Raw genomic sequence first — 21,921 nt, forward strand, 5'->3', positions numbered from 1 at the left:
TTATTACGCCCCTATAAATCTATTGATAATACCAAGAAGTTGTTCTGGCTCATAGGGTTTGACAATCCAACCACTTGCACCAGCATTCTTTCCTTCCATCTTCATAGACTCCTGGGATTCTGTCGTCAAGAAAAGTATTGGAGTAAATTTGTATTGGGGGATCTTACGAATCTCACGAATCAGTTCAATGCCACTCATTTTGGGCATATTAACGTCTAGTAAGAAAACATCCACTTGCCCATAAGACTTTAGCTTTTCCAAAGCAACAATACCGTCTTCCGATAATTCAACTTTAAGATTCTCTTTCTTTAATACATATTCAATGGATGCCCTGGCAGTAGGGGAATCATCTACGGCAAACACAGTCTTCATGCTATCTCTCCTCTATTTGTATATCCGTATGGTTCCATACACTTAAACAAACTTTCTCCAAAATCTTTTATTATATAATCTTTTGGATTATCATCTTTTAATCGCACACAATATAAAATTAATTGAAACCCAGCACAGTCAATAGACTTTATTTGAGACATGTCCAAAGTAACAGGCTTGGAAGCCTTTTTTATTTCTGCCCATATTTCTTCCACTGTATATATTTTAAGTTCTTCCCCTATTATGACTGTCGACATTTCACACAACTCCTTACAGCTTAAAACAGAGTGATATTATTACTCACCGATTCTTCTATTTTTAAAGAATCAAACTGGGCCATCATCGTATCCCTCTCCTGGGCAACTGTGAATTTCTTAATTATTTTCTGTAACACCAAATCCTTATATTGAAACTGTTCAAAAGGAACATCCCCACCTAATTCCTGCAATTGTTTATCTACTGTATCTCTTAGCTGGGCGCAGACATTGATATCGTTTCGTAAATCTTTTTGAAGCCTTCTGATTACATCAAATAAATTGATATATTGGTTAACTTCTTCAAATAATTCATCAGAAATATTAACTATGGTTTCAAAATTCTCAGTGAATAACTTCTCTGTCTTTTCAATAAAAGATTTTGAAGATCTTAAATCATTACGTATTATTTGATATTGATCTAACTGAGAATTAAAAATGGACTCACTTTCTTTATAGCTGTCAACAATTTGTGTATTGGATTCTTCAATCTGAACGACAATATCCGCAAAGGAATTAATAGAGTCCTGGAAACCTCCTGATGAGTCTGCCAGATCAGATATATCTAGTTGATATCTGGCCCTTTCTATTCTGGCTAGTGTGAGCAAATTATTAATCATTCTGATGATAGCTGGAATGGTCTGAGCAGATTCATTCTCTTCAGTCATCTTACCCACTATATTTTTAAAAGAATCAAGAACGTCTAACTTTTGATCATGAATCATAGTGAGATTATCTGACAAAGCAGAAATCATTTCATGAGGCACATGAAATATTCTTTCTACAACAGATCCTTTACTATCAGAACCTTCTTCACTAATAACTATTTCTGAGAAAAAATCTTTATCCTGTTTTATATCATCTATTGTATCTGCTACAAGACGAAAGTGTATTTCCAGCTTATTAACTAATTCTACTAGTTCATCACCAATTCTTGTCATCTGACTTTCTGCGTTCACAACAAGAACCTTAACTAATGTAAGCAAACTAGCTTCATCATCTGATTGAATGGAAAAAGTATCAATCACCTGTAATATATCCCTGATAGAATCATTAAGGTGGATCATTTGCTGTTGTATTATATCTTGTATCTGTAGATCCACCATAATATCTTTAAAGGGAGTCTTTAAGGCTCCAATTCTATCTAGAAGATCACCAAGTATCCGTGAAAAATTATCAACAGACATATTGGCATTACTGATTATAGATTCTGCATCTCTTGTCAGCTTTTCCATAGATTCAGAAGAAAAAGCTTCATGGCTTTTTAATTTGGGAATCATATCTTGATTAATAAGGACATCTAAATCTTTCCCAATACTGATAATTTGATTAGTACCGTTGCCAATTTGTTCCGATAGCTTAATAAACTCACCAGCAATTATCTGATAGCCCTTTCCACTAGTACCAACACGTCTTGAATGGCAGATAGAATTGATTGCAAATACTTTCAAATTTTCAGAAACAGTTAGAATATTCTGCAAGTTTTCCAAAATGTCAGATGATGTATTAATAGAGGAACTAAGATCTTCAAATAACTTTTTGTCCGAAACTTCAATGTTTTTCAACAACTGTATAGCAGACTCTAAATGATCTCTGAAACTTTCCAAACCAAATTTGATTCCAAATTTATTTGTTTCCTTTTCAGAGGAAAATATAAACTTCATCAATTCTCGTGCTTCCAGCAAATTATCATCAACGTCTTCTTCGATTTTTGGCAAGGACATAGCAATATCAACCATGACTTTTTCGAATTCACTAATCAGACTCATTAAATTCTTGGTAAAAGGTTTGAGTTGTTCAGAAACAAGTTTTGCACTGTCAATTGACATTAACTATCCTCACTATCACCCTCTTTTTCTCCTAGCAATACTAAGAGATGAGAAAGGATTTTCTTATTAATGATCTCATCAATATATTTTAAAGTTTGAGGCGTTACATTCTCGAATTCAACTGCAATTCCAGAACTTTGATCAGTATCAGAATTCCTCCGCAAAACACGTCCTTCGACTAGAAATCGAAAATCTTTAAATAACACATACATACTTATTACTTGATCACGGTGTATATCTTTTGTCTGAATAAAACAGCCCCCTGAAGACAGAGACAAAATCATACCTTCATATCGCAAATCTGGTTGACTGGGGAACCAATACTCACATTGTATGGGCCAATGCCCCCTATTATATTGACGATGATCTGGTGGTATATCTTTTAGTAGTCGAGGTAACTCACCAACATCCTCCAAGACATGTAATTGGCTGACATTTTTAGTTATATCCCCTAATAAATGATTGATATGTATATACACATGTACCAAGCCATTTAGATAATGGATGTAACTGATCATCTCTAATAGTTTCTCAAAGGAAATGTCGATATCAATAATATAGGAGTCTATATTAGGATTATTTATTTGATATAAAAAAGCTTGCTTTAAATCCTGTGCATTATGAAGAGAACGACCTGGAAGTAATGTACTCCATAAGGAATGATCATTTGTCTGACTTAAGACTATAGTGGCACCCAATATTTTACTCCCTAGTTAATTTGAACTTTTCATTTCTGTTACACTTTCCAGCATGACCGTTTCTTTTTCTGAGAAAAAACTATCCAAATCAATTAATATAATCATGCGGGAACCAATATGTCCTATCTTATCCACATATCGTACATCCACATTCCCGCTGAACTCTGGAGTGTCCCTTAGATTCTCCTTATCGATACTAACAACATCTGATACAGCATCAACTATAAACCCAACAGTTTTCATCTTTGCATCACCAATTTGTACAATGATGACAATTGTATTTTTGTCCAGTTCATGTAGGGTTAACTCAAACTTACTTCTCAAAACATATAAGGGTATGATATTTCCACGTAAATTAATGATTCCAGGAATAAACTCAGGAACACCTGGAAGCTTAGTTAGGTTAGGCATAGAGATAATTTCCTGGACAGATAAAATGGGAATTCCGTATTCTTCTTCTCCAACAGAGAAAACAACATATTGATTAGATACATCCATGTTAAGTTGGGACACCAACATATCTTCATCTTCTTTATCTTCTCCTAGGAAACTTGACATATCACTCATATAATTATCCCCTAATATTCTTCAAACTCACCTTGATCCGCTAAATCTGAAAAGGTCTCATAGTTACTACTTAATTCTGATTTATCACTTTTGGACTTAGCACTACTACTTTTAGAAGCGGTCTTCTTAGAAGACTTTTCTTTGTATTGAGTAATTCCTGTATTACGGCTTTCTGGCCCTGCAAGTTGTCTTACTGGAGCCCGAGAGCTAGGAGAACCTGTATCAATAGTAAAGAACTGCATAAGTGTATTGAGTTCCTGAGCTTGAGAACTTAATTCCTCAGTAGCGGAGGCTGCTTCCTCTACCATGGTAGCATTCTTTTGGGTATTCTCATCCAGATTGGATAAAGTGGAATCTATTTCATTAACGCTGGACAACTGTTCTTGTGTGGCAGCAGCTATCTCGGCCACTAGACTGGTTACTTTATTGACAGACATATTAATCTCTTGAAGCATTTCACCAGCTACATTCGCTATAGAAACTCCTTCTTCCACTTTCTTATTACTATTTTTAATAATCTCAGCTATCTCCCCTGCTGCTTTGTCAGAACGTTTAGCTAGTTTACGAACCTCTACAGCAACAACAGCAAATCCTTTCCCCTGTTCTCCTGCTCTTGCGGCTTCAATAGAAGCATTTAAAGCTAATAAGTTAGTCTGGAAAGCAATGTTATTAATGACTTCTATAATGTCCGCTATCCTGTTACTAGATTCATTAATTTCATTCATTGCCTGGATCATTTTTTCAACAGATTGAGCCCCCTGATTAGTTTTATTAACTGCTTCTCTGCTTAACTGATCAGCACTGGTTGTATTGTCAGCGTTTGATTTTACTGAGGCGTTCATTTCTTCAATAGCTGCGGAAGTTTCTTCCAAGGCGGAGGCCTGCTGCTCTGTTCGATTGGATAAGTCTTGATTTCCAGAGGCTAATTGTTCACTGGATGTAGCAATTTGTTCAGTGCCAGTAAGCACATTAGACACAATTTCAGATAACTTCATCTTCATGTTTAGCATCTTTTGATAAACACCTAATTCATTATTGACATTAATACTTGGATCGATACGTACATCACCACGAGCTATTTCATCAGATATACGTTCAAGAACAGAAGGATCTCCCCCTAATTGTTTTAACACAGAATTAATAGTTACCAGAGCTATTGTAATACCAGCAACAACGGCAATAAACAGGATAAGGAGAATAAGAATTAAAGATCGTCTATTTGATTTCTCCTGAGAAGTTCCTAACGCAAATTGATCTTCTTCAACCGAAGCGGCAACCTCAGCTACCCAAGAGGCTATCTTTGGCCCTTCAACATCTAAAACAGATTCAATTTTCAAGTTACGCTGAGAGATATCTTCGACAACTAGATTAAATTTTTCAAGATAAACCTTTTTATACTCCATTAGTTCTTCATACTCATCCACGAGCCCATAATCACGAAAATAATAATCAATCACTTCCAAATAATGCTGAAACTCTTCGAATTCGGTTTTTACAACCCCCACAGCAGATTCATTATTAGCTTCCAAATATTTGACGACAGCCAATCGTCCTAATAACAGATGTTGTAAGGCAAGAGCCGCATTGAAGGTTGCGTTAGTATCTTTGTCTTCTTGTGCCGCTAACAAAACATGAGAAACCCTTTCTTCCATTAAGGGACCAATTAGATTAAGATATTCGTTAACCAGTTCAGTTCTCTGAGCTTGAAGGTCCATTACTTCATTGAAGGCAGACTCATAAGACTTTAGATTTTCCTCTACTTTTTTGATAAGAGCGGCTCTGGTAGGATTTAATATTTCGGTTTTAGCATCATCTAAAAAACCATGCATAGCCATTCTATATTGGTTATATTGATCAATAGCCTCTTGGTCACCATTGATAATAAAGTCTTTGACATATAAACGAACCAATAACATATTTGCACGAAGATCACTGGCCAGATTAGCATCTCTAGCAAAGTTTCTGTATTGCCCAAATCCATTTAGGGCTCCCAAAATTTGCATCACACCCAGGATTCCCATTAAGACCAATAGAATTATAACAACAGAAAAGCCTGAGATGACCTTAGTCCTCATTTTCATAGGAACGACTCCTCTTGAACATTTTTATCTTCATCCCTATAAAAGCTTATTTATGGTTTGGAAAAAATCAAATATTAAATCTCAACGACCTTTCTTTTTGATAACTTTTTCGTAACAGTGACAGCATTGCCTGTCGAATTGTAGGTTATGGAATCACAGAACTTCCTTACCATCCAGATCCCTCTGCCATGCATTAATTCCTCATCTGTCTCTTCATCAATTTTTAGGTATCTCATAGTGGGATCAGGAACATGATCGGGAATAAAACCTTCTCCCTGATCAATAATTGTTACTTGTAATAACTCACAAGTTAACCATCCTTTTAGAAGAACTTTCTTATGAGAATCTTCTTTGTTTCCATGAATAACAGCATTAATGCATAGTTCATCAAGGGATATAGATAATTGCTCTTTCTCATCAAAGGACAAGCCATACCACTGAAAATCTTCTCGTAACAAACTCAAAATTTCATTCCATTCTGCTAAGGATGCAAAACTATAATTCAACCTTTTTCGCCCCTGATAATCTAATTGGATGACCGTAGTATCATCCATAAGAGGCAGGCCTCCATTGTAATCAAAAAGTTCTTTCTTCAATAATTGGAAATCATTAACAGGATGGTCACAATAATTTGTAAGCAAGCTTTTCAAACGTTGATCCGACCATTGGATATCAATCTCTCCCCCCATTTCCAGAAGGGAATCAGAATAAAAGAATAAGCGATCACCTGGCTCAAGTCTGAATTGTCCATATCCATATACAGGTGGATCAAGATAGCCGATATTTAGATGATTACCTTCTACTTGAGGTAAGACAGATATACTATCATTACGGATTAAGTATGGAAGGGGACTATTAGCATTCGCATAGGACATAACCTTAGTATTAAGATCAATCACAGCTACAAACATAGTAGGAAAATTATCATCATCTGTCAGCATGGAGTAGTTTTGATCAACACGACCTAGATAGCTTGAGGGATCATTATTAAAAAATAGAACTTCTAAATTCTTATTAGCAATACTGGATATAAGAGAAGATTCCATGGAAGCTTCAATCCCATGCCCAGTACAATCACCAAGGATAATTACCAATTTGTTTTGAGCAACTCCTTTAACAATTTGAAAAAAATCCCCTCCCAAACTCTCACTAGGCATAAAAAACGCGTGTACATTAAAATCCTCCATTCGAGGAAGATATCCCTGTATTAGGTTCTTCTGAACGTGTCTAGCTCGCGCTAAAAGTTTTTCCTGTACTTTCAAGTCCTCCATCACTTTATCAGTGAATGTTTTTATTTTTCTTTCTTTATTTTTAATATCTGTGATATCAGTGAAACTCCAAATGATACCCACATTATTAGATTCTTCATTAGTAAAGGGAGCTGTTCGAAGACTGACAGGCATTAATCTTGTTAAGCATTTTAAACTTGTCTCACCTTCCCAAGAACAATCGAGAACTGCTGACTCAAGAGGTTCTCTTAACATATTAGGATCTTCTAAATAATGTAAGATACCATTGATGAGAACCTCTTCCTTTTCCGCACCCAACATAATAGAAAGGGTATTATTAATAAAGTAAAAATCTCCATCAATATTTGAAATGGCCATTCCATCTGAAGAACCATTAACAGCTTGTTCAATAGTACTTAAACGTCTATTAACGATTTCAGCTTTCTCACGGGATACTGTTAAATCAGTTAAGTTTTTTTCATTGATAAAAGCCTGAGTGATCATGACAGATACAGATATTAGGAATAATTCAAGTTCCCTACTGATTGGATCAATTGCTCTAAAAATCAAAACTCCTAGATTAGTACCTTCAGGATCGCGAAGTCTTAGAAGACCAAGATAATTGTCAACAGGATGCTGATTATCATTATCTATAATGACTGAAGAAAAACTGGAATCCTTTTCCTCATCAAAAAACTGATCCATAAAAATATCAATGGGCATGTTATCAAAATCAAGAGAGTCATCTTGCTGATAACATGATTTAGCTATAGGGGTTAAGCACATTTTTCTCTCATGACAAGACTTACTCTTATATCGACACTGGCCATGACATTGGGGTTTATCAGAAAACGCCCATATACCACAGGCACTCTGAGGTTGGTATTGGATAAGAATATCCGTCACATTTTTAGCCTTATCAATCCATGTGTGGGAGCTTAATAAAGCCGTCTGAATTCTATTCAGATATCCTTGAAGAATTTCACGTTCTTTCAGTGTATTGATATCCCATACCAACCCAATGTAATTCTGACTAGATTTGATTCGAGTCATAAGAACCCATAGATAATGACCTTCTTTTTGCTGAAATCTAACTTCTACTTTTTGAATATCTTCCTGATTATCATTAAAATAAGAGGTGATTTTATCTCGATCAAAAGGATGGATATAATTAACGAAGGAAGATATTTCTATTTCATCATTTGGGAAATTCCGTCCAAGTACCGGTGATATATGATGCCCTAATTGAATGACTAACGAGTCATCCCAAGATAACAATCCGGCATTGGCACTACGCAAAGCTAAATCCAATTGATATTCACTATATGTCAAGCGCTTCCTTGTCTCGACTAAAGACTGAATGTCAATAAAAACCATGGCAATATATTTTCTAGAACCAATAGATCCAAGATTCTGTATCTTCAATATGAGAGAACGCTGCTTACCTTCATAATCATGAATGGTGATTTCATCTTCATAATGTCCCCGAGCTTTATAAACAGAATTGATAACTCTAACACTGGGAGGTTCCACCATCATTTGATAAAACGGGAAAATACTGTCTCCATCGATAATAGGACCCAATAAATGAGTTATTTCTTCATTGTGATAAAGAATTGAACCCTGATCATCAATAATGATCAGGCCATTAAAACTTATATCAAAAGCATTAAGAAGTAGATTAAGCTCATCCAATTTATTATCCTGGCTCATAGATTACAGTCTAATTGATGAATACTGGCTTTTGCCTCCTTAAAACAAAAAAATATATAAATTGTCCTATATCCAAATAAGGCTGGTATAGCCTAGTTAATTGATGTAATAATTATTGTATGAAGTTAAATTGCCCCAAATGTAACAAAGAAATCCCAGGAGAAAATATTTCTGTAAAAGATGGCTATGCCCAGTGCGATAGCTGTCATGGCGTGTATTCTCTAAAAGAATTGGACAAAAAAACTGCTTATACCCACTATGATCAAAAATTGCAGCCACAAATCTCCTTACCTAAAGGTATGGAACAAAAAAAAGAATTTAATAAAATGACAATCAGTCGTAGATGGTTTGGATTCACAGCCTTTTTCCTTGTTTTTTTCACAGCCATTTGGAATGGCTTTCTGGGGGGAATGGTCTTCGTGGCCTTAAGTGAAGGGATTTTTATTATCCTCGCTGGTGCAGCAATACATTTTATTGTAGGTATATTCCTTATCTATATAACAATAGCCAACTTTATTAATAAAACGGTTATAGAAGTCAACGGTTCTGAGCTTAATATATTTCACACGCCACTTCCATGGATGGGAAAGAAAACAATATCCAAGGGGAATACCAAACAATTTTATGGTAAAAAACGAATTAGTCACAGCACATCAGATCACCGTACAAGTGTTCACTATGAATTACGCATGATGACATTAGATGATAGGGACTTCAAAGTATTAGGTGGATTATCTGATCCAGAACAAATCCTTTTTCTTGAACAAGAGATTGAAAGTTATTGGAGCATAAGGGATGAACAAGTAGAAGGAGAACTTAAGTAATGATTGAAAATGCAATTCGTCTTGTTGTCACAGGAGGAACCTTTGACAAGACCTATGATGAATTAAAAGGAAATTTCACCTTTAGAGATTCCTACCTTCCGGAAATTATAAAGAGAGTGAGAACAACCATTGAAGTGAACTTGGAAATAAATCAACTTATTGATAGTTTGGATATGGTTGGAGAAAACCGTCAAAAGATAGGACATACATGCCAACAGGCAGAAGAAGAACTAATCCTCATAACCCATGGTACAGATACAATGCCAGAAACAGCTCAATATTTAGCGAGCCTTAATCTATCAAAGACCATTGTCTTAACTGGCGCCATGATCCCCTATTCTGTATCTGGTTCAGATGCTTTGTTTAATTTAGGATCTGCCTTCACAGCTCTCCAGTTATTGAACAATGGAGTCTACATCGCTATGAATGGAAGAATATTTCACTGGGACAATGTTCGGAAAAACAAAGAAAAGGGACTTTTTGAAATCTTAAATTGATTTCACAAATAACACCATATATAGCGATACAGTCTTATTAATCAAACACTTAACACTAGACACATTCTGTGTTTTACCATATAGTCCTTCCAGCAGTTAGGCATAAAGGAATGACACATGAATAGGGAGCATCCAGTGGTATTAATTGAAGGACAAATTGGAGTGGGGAAAACAACTTTAGGAGAAATCCTTCAGGAAGAGTTCAGCCTTCCCCTTTATAGAGAATTAGGGAACCCTCATACACTTACCTTACTTGATAAATTTTATGCAGATAAGAAGAGATGGAGCTTTACTTTACAGATACATTTTCTCAATGAAAGATTCAGAATGATAAAGGAAATATTCAAAAATAACGGAGGAATACTAGACCGTTCCATTTTTGGTGACCGAATATTTGCCTCCATGCTCCATGATTCCAATGAAATGACAGATGAAGAATTTAGTACTTATTCCACTCTACTTGATAACATGCTAGAGCACGTACAGAAACCACAGCTCCTTATCTATTTGGATTGTACAACAGAAACGGCATTAGCACGTATCCAGAAAAGAGATAGAGGTTTGGAAAGTAGTATATCAGCTGATTATCTTGATAAATTAAATAAAAAATATATATCATGGTACAATGATTATAATCTTTCACCAAAGCTATTTGTGAATGCCAATGATCTAGATATTTTTGACAAATCTTCTAAAAAACAATTGCTAGATAAGATTAGCCAATATCTAGCTCCTGTTACAACTTAATTAAGGATTTACAGCATTGAATTCGAGTGTATTACCATTTGATCTCTACGCTTATACTATTATCCCCCTCAATAAGATAAGACGAAATAGTTGGTCAACTTATATTGGACAATTAGGCTTACAATCCTTTAGATGGAATGAAAATGAGGAAGATCTAGTAGGGATCATCAATATCCGTAAAGATGAAACCTTCGAACTATGCGAAGATCTCAAAGTAAAAGATATCTGCTGGGTAAAATATGATAAGAATCTCTTCACCCAAGAATTCTATAGGGGCAAAATGTTGAAAAGAGTCTTTAAAGGAGAAGCGGAGCATATCCATAATCCTTTACCTACTCAGCATTTAGAACGCTATCTAATAATGGAGTATGGTCACCTAGAGTATACACACTTGTTTCAAATCAATAAGCTCAATAATAAAATATTCAAAGAAGACCATAGCTTCGAACAGATAATTGAATATCGCCATCGTATACAAACTCTACTAAAACACTCCTCATAGAAGAAAACTTCTGATATTCTAGGGAAATGCAAAAACGATTCTTAGACATTATTAAACCTCAAAGATTTCCTTTCTTTTATGGTTGGCTCATAGTATTTGTTGGAGTGGCAGGCTCCATTATGAGTGTTCCAGGACAAACCATTGGGGTATCTGTATTCACTGATCATTTAATCAATACATTAGCTATTACACGGGACAGCCTTAGTTTAGCCTATCTTATCGGAACCATTGGGAGCGCTCTGGTATTATCCTATTCAGGTTTATTACTGGATAAAATAGGTTCACAAAAATTCGGAATCATCATCTCCTTTTGCTTAGGCTTGGTACTTGTTCTATTATCCTTTGTGGGATCATTCCTAGAAATTATGCAAAACCTCCTTCCTGGTTTAAGTACGACATTATTGTCCATGATACTCATATCCCTTGGATTCTTTTTAATTAGATTTTTGGGTCAGGGAAGCCTTACTATTGTCTCTCGTAATTTACCCATGAAATGGTTTACAAGCTATAGGGGGAGAATCAACGCAGTAGCCGGAGCGTTTATTACCTTTGGCTTTAATGGAGCACCAAAGCTCTTTTCGCTACTTATAGACCACTTTACCTGGCAGGGAACATGGCGGATATTAGGATTTATTATCATGATCACCGGAGTCATTCTCTTTGGTTTATTTGCCAAAGAAAGACCTGAGGATTATGGCCTTACCCAAGATGGCTTGGGCAATTCCACTAATAAGAACACCATTAATAAAGTGAAACCCCAGGTAGAAGACAAAGAACTAGCTTTTGTAAGAACAGATTACGTATTCTGGATCTTTATCGGTATTATCTGTATGAATAGCTTGTACGGGACAGGTTTAACATTCCATATTGTATCAATATTTACTCAAAATGATTTATCACCAGACATGGCTGTATCCATCTTTATACCTTCAGCTATTATTTCCGTTATTGTGAATTTTGTAGCTAGTGGTATCAGTGACTTTGTAAAAATGAAATACATACTTATGCTCCAAGCTTTCGGTATTCTGCTAACAACTTTATCCACTTACTTTCTCGCTCCGGGAATCGCAGTATTCGGAATCATCCTGGGTAATGGTATAGCTGGTGGATTGATGAACTTACTCTTAACGGTCACTTGGCCAAGGTTTTACGGAACAAAACATCTAGGAGCTATATCAGGTTTTGCTATGACATTTATTGTAGCAGGCTCTGCATTAGGCCCCTTTATATTAAGCAAATCCTTAACGGTATTTGGATCTTATGGTAATGCAGCTCTCTTTATAGCCTCTTTGACAGCACTTTTATTTGTTGGGGCCCTCTTTATTAGAGAACCAAAACCCTGAAATTGAATGTCTACAAAAGGCACTGCCTTATGCTTTTTACATTCAAAGTTTATTTACTTAAAGAACTTTCTGAGTAAACCTAAACTGATTTTTTTATGAGGATAGGCCATAGGAATATCTAACCAGGAAGGTTGGTATAATAGGGATTTGTAATGTGACAAATTATCAAATCCAGCCTTACCATGATAAGACCCCATTCCACTCTGGCCTACACCGCCAAAGGGTAGATAATGAGAAGCTACATGAAGAATGGTGGTATTAATACCACCTCCCCCAAAAGACAGAGACTCAACAACTTTACGTTGATTTTGTTTACTTTCACTAAACATATAAAGGGCTAAAGGAGTTGGCCTGAAACGAACCTGTCTAATGGCATCATCCAAGTCGCTAAAGCTAAGGATTGGAAGGAGTGGTCCAAAGATTTCTTCCTCCATAATAGGAGTATCCCACTCTACTGGATAGAGAAGTGTAGGTTCTAAATACTTATCACTCCTGTTATATTTCCCACCTGTAAGAACGGTTGAACTTTCCATTAGGCGGATTAATCGTTCGTGATGCCTTTCACTTATAATTCTGCCATATTCTGGGGACTTCCTTGGATCCTCTCCATAAAAGTCTCGTACAACCTGAGGAAGGATGTGTAAGAACTCCTCTTTTATAGAATCCTCTACCAAAACATAATCAGGAGCAATACAGGTCTGGCCTGCATTGTTGAACTTGCCCCATAGTATTTTTTGAGCTGCATATTTGAGTTTGGCTGTCTTATCAACAATAACCGGTGATTTGCCCCCCAATTCCAGGGTAACAGGTGTTAGATGTTCAGAGGCAGCTTTCATTACTACTTTTCCAACAGCAGTAGATCCTGTAAAAAATATATGATCAAAAGCCAAATCTATTAGTTTATTGGCGATCTCCGGTCCCCCATTAATGATGGCAATATACTCTGGTTTAAAGGTATTTTTGATAATACGCTCACAGACTTTGCTAGTATGAGGAGCATATTCAGAGGGTTTGAGTACTGCCGTATTCCCAGCAGCTATAGCCGCTATGAGAGGCATAAAAAGTAAGTTAACCGGATAGTTCCAGGGAGCAAATATCAGGATACTTCCCTTTGGTTCTGCCTTTGTCCAGGATCTGCCAGGGAGAACAGCCAATGTAGGATTCTTTATAGACCTTTTTGCCCAGCGGCTTAGATGTTTGATAGTATATTTTATTTCTGTGTAGAGTAGCCCAATTTCATTCGAGAAGGCTTCAAACTCAGATTTACCAAGATCAAGAGACAGGGCCTTAATTAAAGCAGGTTCTTCTTTTTGTATTGCCTTGTAAAGATCATTTAGTGTTTCTTTCCTATAGGAAACACTCCTTGTCACTCCTGATTCAAAAAACTCTCTTTGTTTAATGCGAATATCCATTGTTCCTCCTATTGAAGGCAATTAGTCAAAGTAACTTGCTTTAATGGCTTTAAATGATGGGATACAGCAGAACAAGATAGATCAAACTTGGCTATCCATACTGGCCACAGTGAATTCTTCTTTATTTAACTATAAAATAATTCAAGCTTTCAACAGAAGTCAATGACTAACTTGTATATTATACCCAATATTGACATACTCAAAAGCATATGAAAATACCTACATCAAAATCAAACATCGTCCTCATTGGTATGCCTGGTTCAGGTAAAAGCACTGTTGGAGTATTGCTGGCAAAACATTTAGCCATGGAATTTGTGGATACAGACATTCTTATTCAAACAAGGGAAAACAGAGATCTTCAATCCATCATGGATTCAGAAGGATATATGGCCTTAAGACAGATAGAGGAAGAAGTCCTTCTCGACTTTGATCGCACTCATCATGTTGTGTCCACAGGAGGCTCTGCGCCCTATAGTCAGAAGGGTATGGAAAATCTATGTAAAAACAGTGTAGTCGTTTTTCTGAATGTTTCCATACCGGTTTTAAAATCCCGTATTACCAACTATGAAAGCAGAGGGATTGCGAAACCTGATCACCAAAGCTTTGAGGAGCTCTTTGAAGAACGTCAGGTTTTGTATAGAAGATACGCTGATATAACCATTAATAGTGATGAAATTAATCAAGACGAGGTTTGTGAAGCTATAACAAAAGCTATTGAAAAAGATAACCAGGTATAAACCTGGTTATCTTTATTAGTTCTATTCTTCAGAGGTGATAGGATCGCTACCATCAATCTTTGTCGTAATTCCAATACCCTGTTCCTTTAGTATTCCCGATAGATCTTCCAAAGATTTACCTTTTATACCAATTTCTGAGAGTAAGGAATCCAACAAAGGACTTTGAGCTCTATATCGTAAGGCGGCATTGACTAAGTCCTGTGCACCATTGCCTTGTCCGTATGATGCGGTTTCACTAGAGCCACCGTTATCGGTATAACCACCAAGACCTTTGACATCTACAACTTTAAGACTATCAATATGTTCGATAGGTTTAACTGATTCTGCTATTATTTGGGGGAGGGCTTCTATTAGGGCTAACTTGATTCTTAATTGAATCAGGTCAGAAGATACAGCATTCTCAGCTTCTGTTTTCTTACGTAAACCTTCAGCGTCGACTTCATATTGACGTTCTTGCGCTTCAGCCAACACTCGGATAGCTTCCGCTTCTTTCTCAGCTGCTTCCGCTGTAGCTAAGGCTGCCACTTTCTTTTCAATAGCATCCCTTTCAGCTTTTTCCTGAGCTTGGATCAAGGTGATCTGCTTAACACGTTCTGCCTGCTCTTTTTCTCTGGCAGTTAGAACCTGTTCTTCAGCAATAACAGCTTTGGCATATTCTGTGTTTTTGAGAGATTCTGCTTTGGAATGTTCTTGAGACTTTTCCGCTAAGGCAATATCACTGGCGATTTGAGCTTCTTTAACAGCCTTTTCTTTTAGAATTTCTGCCTCACGCACTTCTCTGTCTGCATTGATCTGAGTCTGTTTTACTTGACCTTCAGCGATAGCTTTTTCTTTAGTTCTTTCAGAAATGGCTATCTCTTTTTTGATTTCCGCTTCAGCAATCATTCTTGACTTTTGGATATTAGCTTCTTCAACTTCTCTTTCTGATAAAATACGTGCTTCATCGGCTATTCGTTTTTGTTCAGACTGAGTTAAAGAAATGCGAGAAGACTGTTCCGCCTCTTTGTTCGCCACTTCCTCCTCTTGTTGAAGTCGAGCGAAAGATTCCTGTTTTCGAATATCCAGTCTATCCTTTTCTGATTCCAGATTTCTTCTGGCAATCTCAACATCAGATATCTGACGAAGATCATTTTGCATCTTTTTATTTTCTTCAATAGTCTTAGTTATTTTTGTTAACCCCTGAGCATCGAAGGCATTATTCTCATCAAAATGTTCTACATTGGTTTGATCTAACCCTGTTAAGGAAACAGACTCTAGTTCCAAACCGTTCTTTTCAAGGTCTGCAGCCACTGTGTTTTGTACTCTCTGTACAAAGTCAGCTCTTTGTTCATGAAGTTCATTCAAACCCATTTCTGCCGATACAGAACGCAGGGCATCCACAAACCGACCTTCAATCAATGTCTTTAAAGCATCCTGATTCTGTGTTCGATCTCCCAACGTTTGAGCAGCTATAGAGATAGCTTGACGATCCTGTTTGACCCGAACATAGAATTCTGCTTCCACATCTACACGTATTTTATCTTTGGTAATGAGAGCTTGCTTTTCTTTACGAGTCACCACAAGACGTACAGTCTTCATGTTGACGTCAATGACATCATGGAACATCTTAAAGACAAAAGCACCACCATTAGAGATAACTTTTTCACCACCAGCACCAGTTCGTACAAAGGCTAATTCTTTTGTTGCCTTGCGATACAAACGAGCTAGTATTGATATAATTACAATAACAGATACGAAAGCTATGACTGGTATGGCAATTATAAATTCCAACTTCATTTTGTTCTCCTTTTTATATTTCTAGCTTCTCACAGCTAAATACACCATTTGAATATTCAATTAAAACGATTTGTGTTTTGGAAGGATAACTTTCATTATCATCCATGGGAGCCACTCTGACATAATGGGTTTTGCCAAATTGATCAATGACCTTCGCTTCAGCGGGCATTCCCTTTTTGGCCGTTCCAATAGTGATCTCCCCTGCTTTGCCCACCAAGCTTTCTAAATCTATGGCCGTTGTTAATGTCTGAGGAATAAGCTTATGAACTAATCGTCCCAGATAATGAGTGAACAAGACTGTAGGAATCAGACTAATGACAGAGGCTAGTAAAGAGTTGAATAAGGCATCTCTCAAACTAAAAGAGATCAATTGGATGGATAACCCAGATACGGAGAAGGAAAATAAAATGATGACAAGAAGCACCAAAAAAGGAACCTTACCAAGATTCAGCCAATCTAAGACTAGAATAGGAGTGTCAATATCTGCTTCGATATCTGGATCAATATCTATATCAGGCAGAATGTCATCAACAAACTCAGATATGGAGGCACCGATAAAGGTAGAAACCACTTCAACAACAGCAAAGATTAATAATCCAATTAATGCGAACAGAAATGGCCCATTACCAGGTAATTGGATAAAACTAAACAGAGTCATTTTATTTCCTTTTTGTTTTAATTTTTACGGATCGTATTATGTATTAGTTTCGCCTTCTAGGCAATCAGCTTTTCCCATTGTATCAAATCATTCAAAAGATCGGACATAACAGGCTTATAGCCTAACCCTCGTTTTTCTAAATCAACGAATCCTGTTAGGTAACAATAGCCCAGTAAAAAGTGATCATAATATATTTCACTAGCTTCTTCTAATGGAACATTCTCTTCTGCCATAGCAGGCAATAAACTGACGACGGTATTTACTTTTTCCAGAATCAAACCGGGAAGCATTAAGGCAGAATCCGAATCGAGTTGTTGTAAAGTGTATAAAAAATCAGAACTATACTTTTGTATTAAACTTACACTATCAGGCAGCTCTTCACCACCAAACCAATTCAATTTTGTAGTATAGTAGGCAATGCTATCAAAATAAACATCGAGGGTATTCTCCCCTTCCACTAAATCAAATCCTTTAATGGTCATAGCCAAGGAATGATCTGTTGCCTGAAGCATTTTCAATTCCTTAAGGAGATGAGTCATAACCCTTAACCAAATCTTCACTCCCGGATCACCAGAAGATGTTAAAACGCCCATCTTAACTGTGGAATCATCGATAAGACCATCAATAAAAGGCTGATAGTCAGGTCCACTATTTTGTTCAGGAGACCATTTCAACTTCCCGCCCTTATCTATGATAAATTGAAGAAAAGCTTTCATAAGCTGCATGAGAGGGACAGACTCGGCCTGTTCTTGGGTTATATCATGATTTAGCAGATAAGCTACACCACCATAAGTATGGAGATTAGCTATAGCTTCTTTATAGTTTTTTTCCATCTTTCACCCCCTTGCTTACCTATAGTATAATGTTAAAGACCTATTAAGAGGAGGATTTTCCTACTTTTTTTATAGTAAAAGGAAGAGAAACGATAATGGCATGTCCTTGTAAGATACAAAAAGATCTCATAAAAACTTCCCATGTATTTGATCCTGTCAGGGAAACCTATCTGGATTACAATGCCACGACAGCTCCAGATAGAGCCCTTTTAGCTTTATACCAAAATCTCTCCCTTAGTCATTGGGGACATCCCATGAGTCCCCACGGAGCCGGAAGTTCCGCTTATGAAATAGAGACACTGGCAAGGAAGCGGATAGGTGAATATTTTGATCTTGATGATAGTTGTTTTTTCCAGGTCAATAGTGGAACAGAAGGGATATATTGGGCTATTCACCTCCTTCATAAAGAATTAAACAACGCAGTTTTCTACCTATCCAAAGGCTGTCATCCCTGTGTGGAACAAGCTTTGAATGAACAAGATATTGATTTTACATTATTGGATATCGACTCCCAGGGACAGACCATCCTCCCAGACCTAGAGTTAACAAGCATACCCATAGTCATCTATTCTCCAGTTAATCATGAAACAGGGGGTATAGATTGTTGTTCACAGATTTACGATTGGGCGACCCAAAAAGGAGGATTAGTATTAGCTGATGCTGTCCAGGCGTTAGCAAGACTAAATGAAAAAGAATGGCTAATGTATTGTCATCTCTTTGTCATAAGTGGACATAAAATTCATACACCCAAAGGAGTTGCCCTTGTGGGAGGTTCCTGGATCAAGAACCACCAGGATAATCTTCCTCATTTGGGAACCAACCCTGTTTTACTAAGGGTTCTATCAGAAGGACTCTATCTTCATAAAAGTAGAAGGTTGGAGATGAATGATCAACTCAGCATGCAAACCAAGGAAATCCAGTCAATGTGGCAGAATGACAATCTCCCCCTTGTTAATTTAACCCCGGATCATCATGTCCCGGGAGTTTTACTATTAGGGCTAAGTATTCCCTGTGATATGGAAAAATTATTTATGTTTATGGCAAAACACCGTATTTCCCTTTCCCGTTTCTGTGCCTGTCAGGGAACGATAAAAGGAGAAAGCACAATACTGAAAGAAATGGGAGTTAATAATGATCTGGCAAATCAAAGCCTGCGTTTATCAGGTGGATACAAGACGAAAAGAGGAGATTGGTTAAACTTCACCTCCGCTCTTAAGCGATTCCTCTGATAAACAAACGCGATTCCGTCCTTGTCTCTTAGCATCATAAAGCCCTTTATCAGCCCTATCAATTAATGTAGTTGGGGCATCTCCGAGTTCAGCGGTAGCCACACCAATACTTATCGTTACCATTATATCTTCGAAGGGATAGGACAGGACAGTCTTTCTTAAACGCTCAGCCATCGCAGCCGCTTCCAATAGAGAAGTATCAGGCAGTAAGGCACAAAACTCCTCCCCCCCATAGCGGGCCCATATGTCTAAGGATCGCAATCCCTCCTGGCAGGTCTCGGACAGATGTTTGAGAATAGAATCTCCCTTCATATGCCCATAGTTATCATTAATGTTTTTAAAATGATCCAGATCTATCATCAACAAAGACACAGGGGATTGATTCCTATGAAATCGATTTAATTCATGTTGCATACTTTTGATAAGCTCTCTTCTATTAGCCGCACCGGTTAATTCATCCGTAAAGGACAAAGCCTCCAACTTCTTATGGAGGATTTCCACATGCGCATTGGATCTTAAGCTAGTCATTTTAAAAACAAGCATGAAGCTGCACATTATAAAATAAGCAGCTCCGGATACCGCTATCATGGGAAGGGAATAAGGAAAACTCAGATAATGATTCTGAAAATAAAAATAAATCGTCCACTGTCCCAGCAAATATAAAATGGAAAGGGCACTTCCCATATGAGGACCGTGAAGATAATAAGCAAAAAAAGGAATAAAGAAACCCCAAATGATACCAGACTGATCAATACCTCCATCACTATACAAAACTAAGGCAAAAACAAAACAAGGTAAAGTTATCAAGTAAGACATCAGCTTAACACTTTTAATCCTCTTGAATATCAAATGATTGATAAGGGTTATAAAAAGGAGAGCCAACAGAAAGTTAGCCATAAAGAACCGTTCTAAAGAAACTTCTATCAAAATAAAAATAAAAAGAAACAAGGTTATGACTAATGAGAAGTAGCCGAGTACTTCTTTCTTCTGATCTATCTCAATATTCAGCATGTACTCAAGTATAATCCTATTAACCAGGGTTTTCAGAAAAATGATTATAGTTTAGTAATTATATATGATTGAACTAATCCTCGGAGGGACAAAAACAGGGAAAACCTCCTATGCCATTAATCAGGCCAAACAAACCAGCATCCCCGGCAACAAAGTTCTTTATATAGCAACAGCTACCCATACTGACAAGGAAATGACAAGACGCATCAGAAAACATCAAGAAAGCCGACCTCAGGATTGGTCAACATGGGAAGAACCAACCCGAATAGCCGAGAATCTTATAGAGAAAATACAAGCCTATGATGCGGCCATACTAGATTGCATGACACTTCTGATGACTAATTGGCTAATGGAGGAAGGAGAAGACCCCGATCCGCTTACAGCAGAAAAGAACATTCTTACAAAAGTAAATAAGCTCCTGGCAGAAGCAAAACAGGTCCCCATACCAATTTATATTATTAGTAATCAAGTGGAAGTTGGTTTACACAGTCCTTATTCACTTGGAAGATTGTTTCAAGACTTAGCCGGTGTGACACACCAACGGATAGCGCAACAGGCACAAAAAGTAGTCGTTATGCACGCGGGACTTCCACTGGTCTTAAAGGCTTAGATTAATATTATACTTATGACTTTCATCTTCTACACTATCAACAGGTAGAATCTTAACATCAATCAGAACGTTATCAATATAGAACTCAAAGGTCCAATCTCCCGGAAGATCTTCCTGAGGATCAAATTTATACTTTGTCCAGAAAGACCAATAGTCATCAGGTCCCAAATCGATGTAAACAGACTCATGAATAGAAGAAACCAGTTCATTATCTGGATCATAGATATTGAACCTATATTCATAGATACCAGTAGGAACATCTACAATACTAGCCAAAAAGATAATGCCAGTCATAGACAGATCTGCTTCAGTGATCCAGTCTAAAGGTTCATAATGATAATCTAAACCCGAGGTAAAACCGGAATCAATCTTGAGCTCTGCCAATCGGTTGACATTTAAATTCTTCAAAGCTAAACAAGAACTAAGATTAAGGCTTATAAAAACTAATAAGATAACAGTGATTGGTTTAATCTTTTTCAATAACAACCTGGGACCTCCGCTAATAAAGTATTCCGAACTCAACAAGACTAAATTCCACTTGCCAGGATTCCTCTGCTAACCCCCATAATACGGTTGTAGGCATAAAAGAGATAATAGGAATAACCTCATCACCTGGATCAGAGATAGAAAGCCAGGAACTGTATATACTTGCTTTGAATCCTACATAGGGCTTTGAAAAATCATCCATAACGAAAGCAGGACCGATAATATAATAAGCATTATCTCCCATAGAGAAACCTGGGAGCATAGCATTAAGCTCCAACCGGTAATGGTCTTTGTCATGGGGAGACACAAGGGTAGAAATACCACCATTTAAATAATAAAAACGGGGATTCATTTTACTGATATGAAAGCCAAGATAGTACCCACCCTCCTCTTCTTCGGAGTAATAGACACCACTTTCACTAAACAAAAACCCCCAATAGTTTGTACCATAAATTGATGCTGATAATAGCAAAAATAAGATCGTTACGTATAAAGATTTTTTCATAAACCCAT

Annotated in this window: 22 protein-coding genes; 8 read left to right on the forward strand and 14 right to left on the reverse strand. The window is 37.0% G+C overall.

Annotation, left to right across the window (positions count from 1 at the left end; genetic code table 11):
* Positions 1–3: 3 nt before the first annotated feature.
* The 7 genes from K345_RS0112115 to K345_RS0112145 all read right to left on the reverse strand — a co-directional run bounded on the left by K345_RS0112115 (position 4) and on the right by K345_RS0112145 (position 8,743).
* Positions 4–372 carry a response regulator gene (locus tag K345_RS0112115; protein WP_028974380.1) on the reverse strand — a complete coding sequence of 123 codons (369 nt, stop codon included), beginning with the start codon at positions 370–372 and terminating at the stop codon, positions 4–6.
* On the reverse strand, positions 369–629 hold the full coding sequence (locus tag K345_RS0112120) for an STAS domain-containing protein (protein ID WP_028974381.1): 261 nt from the start codon (positions 627–629) through the stop codon (positions 369–371). Before K345_RS0112120 ends, K345_RS0112115 begins: the two co-directional genes overlap by 4 nt.
* 20 nt (positions 630–649) lie before the next feature.
* Positions 650–2,455: a hypothetical protein gene (locus K345_RS0112125; RefSeq protein ID WP_028974382.1), complete on the reverse strand. Its 1,806-nt coding sequence runs from the start codon at positions 2,453–2,455 to the stop codon at positions 650–652.
* Entirely contained in the window at positions 2,455–3,153 is a 699-nt protein-coding gene (locus tag K345_RS0112130) for a PilZ domain-containing protein (protein WP_028974383.1), read from the reverse strand. Before K345_RS0112130 ends, K345_RS0112125 begins: the two co-directional genes overlap by 1 nt.
* 15 nt (positions 3,154–3,168) lie before the next feature.
* Positions 3,169–3,720 carry a chemotaxis protein CheW gene (locus K345_RS0112135; RefSeq protein WP_053228270.1) on the reverse strand — a complete coding sequence of 184 codons (552 nt, stop codon included), beginning with the start codon at positions 3,718–3,720 and terminating at the stop codon, positions 3,169–3,171.
* Between the two features lie 11 nt (positions 3,721–3,731).
* On the reverse strand, positions 3,732–5,801 hold the full coding sequence (locus K345_RS0112140) for a HAMP domain-containing methyl-accepting chemotaxis protein (protein WP_028974385.1): 2,070 nt from the start codon (positions 5,799–5,801) through the stop codon (positions 3,732–3,734).
* Between the two features lie 74 nt (positions 5,802–5,875).
* Complete coding sequence (locus K345_RS0112145) at positions 5,876–8,743, reverse strand: ATP-binding SpoIIE family protein phosphatase (RefSeq protein ID WP_037572153.1); 2,868 nt, start codon at positions 8,741–8,743, stop codon at positions 5,876–5,878.
* 119 nt (positions 8,744–8,862) lie between these two features.
* Between K345_RS0112145 and K345_RS0112150 the strand changes: the two genes are divergently transcribed.
* The 5 genes from K345_RS0112150 (at position 8,863) to K345_RS0112170 (ending at position 12,656) form a co-directional block, all read left to right on the forward strand.
* Complete coding sequence (locus K345_RS0112150; RefSeq protein WP_028974387.1) at positions 8,863–9,567, forward strand: hypothetical protein; 705 nt, start codon at positions 8,863–8,865, stop codon at positions 9,565–9,567.
* Complete coding sequence (locus tag K345_RS0112155) at positions 9,567–10,064, forward strand: asparaginase domain-containing protein (RefSeq protein ID WP_028974388.1); 498 nt, start codon at positions 9,567–9,569, stop codon at positions 10,062–10,064. Before K345_RS0112150 ends, K345_RS0112155 begins: the two co-directional genes overlap by 1 nt.
* A 117-nt stretch (positions 10,065–10,181) precedes the next feature.
* A complete protein-coding gene (locus K345_RS0112160) occupies positions 10,182–10,811 on the forward strand; it encodes a deoxynucleoside kinase (protein WP_037572156.1) in 630 nt (209 codons plus the stop codon).
* A gap of 16 nt (positions 10,812–10,827) precedes the next feature.
* On the forward strand, positions 10,828–11,313 hold the full coding sequence (locus K345_RS0112165; protein ID WP_028974390.1) for a hypothetical protein: 486 nt from the start codon (positions 10,828–10,830) through the stop codon (positions 11,311–11,313).
* A 26-nt stretch (positions 11,314–11,339) separates the two neighbouring features.
* Positions 11,340–12,656, forward strand: coding sequence for an MFS transporter (locus tag K345_RS0112170; RefSeq protein WP_028974391.1), 1,317 nt, complete (start codon positions 11,340–11,342; stop codon positions 12,654–12,656).
* Between the two features lie 53 nt (positions 12,657–12,709).
* On the opposite strand, the gene K345_RS0112175 is transcribed toward K345_RS0112170, so the two are convergent.
* A complete protein-coding gene (locus tag K345_RS0112175) occupies positions 12,710–14,068 on the reverse strand; it encodes an aldehyde dehydrogenase (RefSeq protein WP_037572159.1) in 1,359 nt (452 codons plus the stop codon).
* A 209-nt stretch (positions 14,069–14,277) separates the two neighbouring features.
* Between K345_RS0112175 and K345_RS0112185 the strand changes: the two genes are divergently transcribed.
* Complete coding sequence (locus K345_RS0112185) at positions 14,278–14,805, forward strand: shikimate kinase (protein WP_028974393.1); 528 nt, start codon at positions 14,278–14,280, stop codon at positions 14,803–14,805.
* 21 nt (positions 14,806–14,826) lie between these two features.
* Here the strand turns inward: K345_RS0112185 and K345_RS0112190 are convergent, their stop codons facing one another.
* From K345_RS0112190 to K345_RS0112200, 3 genes are read right to left on the reverse strand one after another with little or no spacing between them, the layout of a single operon-like run.
* Entirely contained in the window at positions 14,827–16,581 is a 1,755-nt protein-coding gene (locus K345_RS0112190; protein ID WP_028974394.1) for a flotillin family protein, read from the reverse strand.
* Between the two features lie 13 nt (positions 16,582–16,594).
* Complete coding sequence (locus K345_RS0112195) at positions 16,595–17,239, reverse strand: OB-fold-containig protein (RefSeq protein WP_028974395.1); 645 nt, start codon at positions 17,237–17,239, stop codon at positions 16,595–16,597.
* Positions 17,240–17,295: 56 nt separating this feature from the next.
* On the reverse strand, positions 17,296–18,072 hold the full coding sequence (locus K345_RS0112200) for a hypothetical protein (protein WP_028974396.1): 777 nt from the start codon (positions 18,070–18,072) through the stop codon (positions 17,296–17,298).
* Positions 18,073–18,167: 95 nt separating this feature from the next.
* Between K345_RS0112200 and K345_RS0112205 the strand changes: the two genes are divergently transcribed.
* A complete protein-coding gene (locus K345_RS0112205) occupies positions 18,168–19,301 on the forward strand; it encodes an aminotransferase class V-fold PLP-dependent enzyme (protein ID WP_028974397.1) in 1,134 nt (377 codons plus the stop codon).
* Here K345_RS0112205 and K345_RS22425 read toward each other — a convergent pair.
* Positions 19,266–20,312, reverse strand: a complete 1,047-nt coding sequence (locus K345_RS22425; protein ID WP_053228271.1) for a diguanylate cyclase — start codon at positions 20,310–20,312, stop codon at positions 19,266–19,268. The two genes, K345_RS0112205 and K345_RS22425, sit on opposite strands and share 36 nt — an antisense overlap.
* A 64-nt stretch (positions 20,313–20,376) precedes the next feature.
* On the opposite strand from K345_RS22425, the gene cobU reads away from it, so the two are divergent.
* Positions 20,377–20,922 (forward strand): bifunctional adenosylcobinamide kinase/adenosylcobinamide-phosphate guanylyltransferase, encoded by a 546-nt coding sequence (cobU, locus tag K345_RS0112215; protein ID WP_028974398.1) that lies wholly within the window; start codon positions 20,377–20,379, stop codon positions 20,920–20,922.
* On the opposite strand, the gene K345_RS0112220 is transcribed toward cobU, so the two are convergent.
* On the reverse strand, positions 20,911–21,402 hold the full coding sequence (locus K345_RS0112220) for a hypothetical protein (protein WP_156888394.1): 492 nt from the start codon (positions 21,400–21,402) through the stop codon (positions 20,911–20,913). The two genes, cobU and K345_RS0112220, sit on opposite strands and share 12 nt — an antisense overlap.
* A 19-nt stretch (positions 21,403–21,421) precedes the next feature.
* Positions 21,422–21,913, reverse strand: a complete 492-nt coding sequence (locus K345_RS0112225; protein ID WP_156888395.1) for a hypothetical protein — start codon at positions 21,911–21,913, stop codon at positions 21,422–21,424.
* Positions 21,914–21,921: the final 8 nt, after the last annotated feature.

The sequence above is a fragment of the Spirochaeta cellobiosiphila DSM 17781 genome, assembly GCF_000426705.1.
GTDB classification, from domain to species: Bacteria; Spirochaetota; Spirochaetia; order DSM-17781; family DSM-17781; genus Spirochaeta_E; species Spirochaeta_E cellobiosiphila.

What these genes read in the sequence shown, in the direction of transcription:
- K345_RS0112115 (WP_028974380.1), bottom strand. Translation starts at nt 372, where the DNA reads ATGAAGACTGTGTTTGCCGTAGATGATTCCCCTACTGCCAGGGCATCC.
- K345_RS0112175 (WP_037572159.1), bottom strand. Translation starts at nt 14,068, where the DNA reads ATGGATATTCGCATTAAACAAAGAGAGTTTTTTGAATCAGGAGTGACA.
- K345_RS0112150 (WP_028974387.1), top strand. Translation starts at nt 8,863, where the DNA reads ATGAAGTTAAATTGCCCCAAATGTAACAAAGAAATCCCAGGAGAAAAT.
- K345_RS0112200 (WP_028974396.1), bottom strand. Translation starts at nt 18,072, where the DNA reads ATGGAAAAAAACTATAAAGAAGCTATAGCTAATCTCCATACTTATGGT.
- K345_RS0112170 (WP_028974391.1), top strand. Translation starts at nt 11,340, where the DNA reads ATGCAAAAACGATTCTTAGACATTATTAAACCTCAAAGATTTCCTTTC.
- K345_RS0112155 (WP_028974388.1), top strand. Translation starts at nt 9,567, where the DNA reads ATGATTGAAAATGCAATTCGTCTTGTTGTCACAGGAGGAACCTTTGAC.
- K345_RS0112185 (WP_028974393.1), top strand. Translation starts at nt 14,278, where the DNA reads ATGAAAATACCTACATCAAAATCAAACATCGTCCTCATTGGTATGCCT.
- K345_RS22425 (WP_053228271.1), bottom strand. Translation starts at nt 20,312, where the DNA reads ATGCTGAATATTGAGATAGATCAGAAGAAAGAAGTACTCGGCTACTTC.
- K345_RS0112125 (WP_028974382.1), bottom strand. Translation starts at nt 2,455, where the DNA reads ATGTCAATTGACAGTGCAAAACTTGTTTCTGAACAACTCAAACCTTTT.
- K345_RS0112190 (WP_028974394.1), bottom strand. Translation starts at nt 16,581, where the DNA reads ATGAAGTTGGAATTTATAATTGCCATACCAGTCATAGCTTTCGTATCT.
- K345_RS0112225 (WP_156888395.1), bottom strand. Translation starts at nt 21,913, where the DNA reads ATGAAAAAATCTTTATACGTAACGATCTTATTTTTGCTATTATCAGCA.
- K345_RS0112160 (WP_037572156.1), top strand. Translation starts at nt 10,182, where the DNA reads ATGAATAGGGAGCATCCAGTGGTATTAATTGAAGGACAAATTGGAGTG.
- K345_RS0112135 (WP_053228270.1), bottom strand. Translation starts at nt 3,720, where the DNA reads ATGAGTGATATGTCAAGTTTCCTAGGAGAAGATAAAGAAGATGAAGAT.
- K345_RS0112145 (WP_037572153.1), bottom strand. Translation starts at nt 8,743, where the DNA reads ATGAGCCAGGATAATAAATTGGATGAGCTTAATCTACTTCTTAATGCT.
- K345_RS0112205 (WP_028974397.1), top strand. Translation starts at nt 18,168, where the DNA reads ATGGCATGTCCTTGTAAGATACAAAAAGATCTCATAAAAACTTCCCAT.
- K345_RS0112195 (WP_028974395.1), bottom strand. Translation starts at nt 17,239, where the DNA reads ATGACTCTGTTTAGTTTTATCCAATTACCTGGTAATGGGCCATTTCTG.
- K345_RS0112120 (WP_028974381.1), bottom strand. Translation starts at nt 629, where the DNA reads ATGTCGACAGTCATAATAGGGGAAGAACTTAAAATATATACAGTGGAA.
- K345_RS0112140 (WP_028974385.1), bottom strand. Translation starts at nt 5,801, where the DNA reads ATGAAAATGAGGACTAAGGTCATCTCAGGCTTTTCTGTTGTTATAATT.
- cobU (WP_028974398.1), top strand. Translation starts at nt 20,377, where the DNA reads ATGATTGAACTAATCCTCGGAGGGACAAAAACAGGGAAAACCTCCTAT.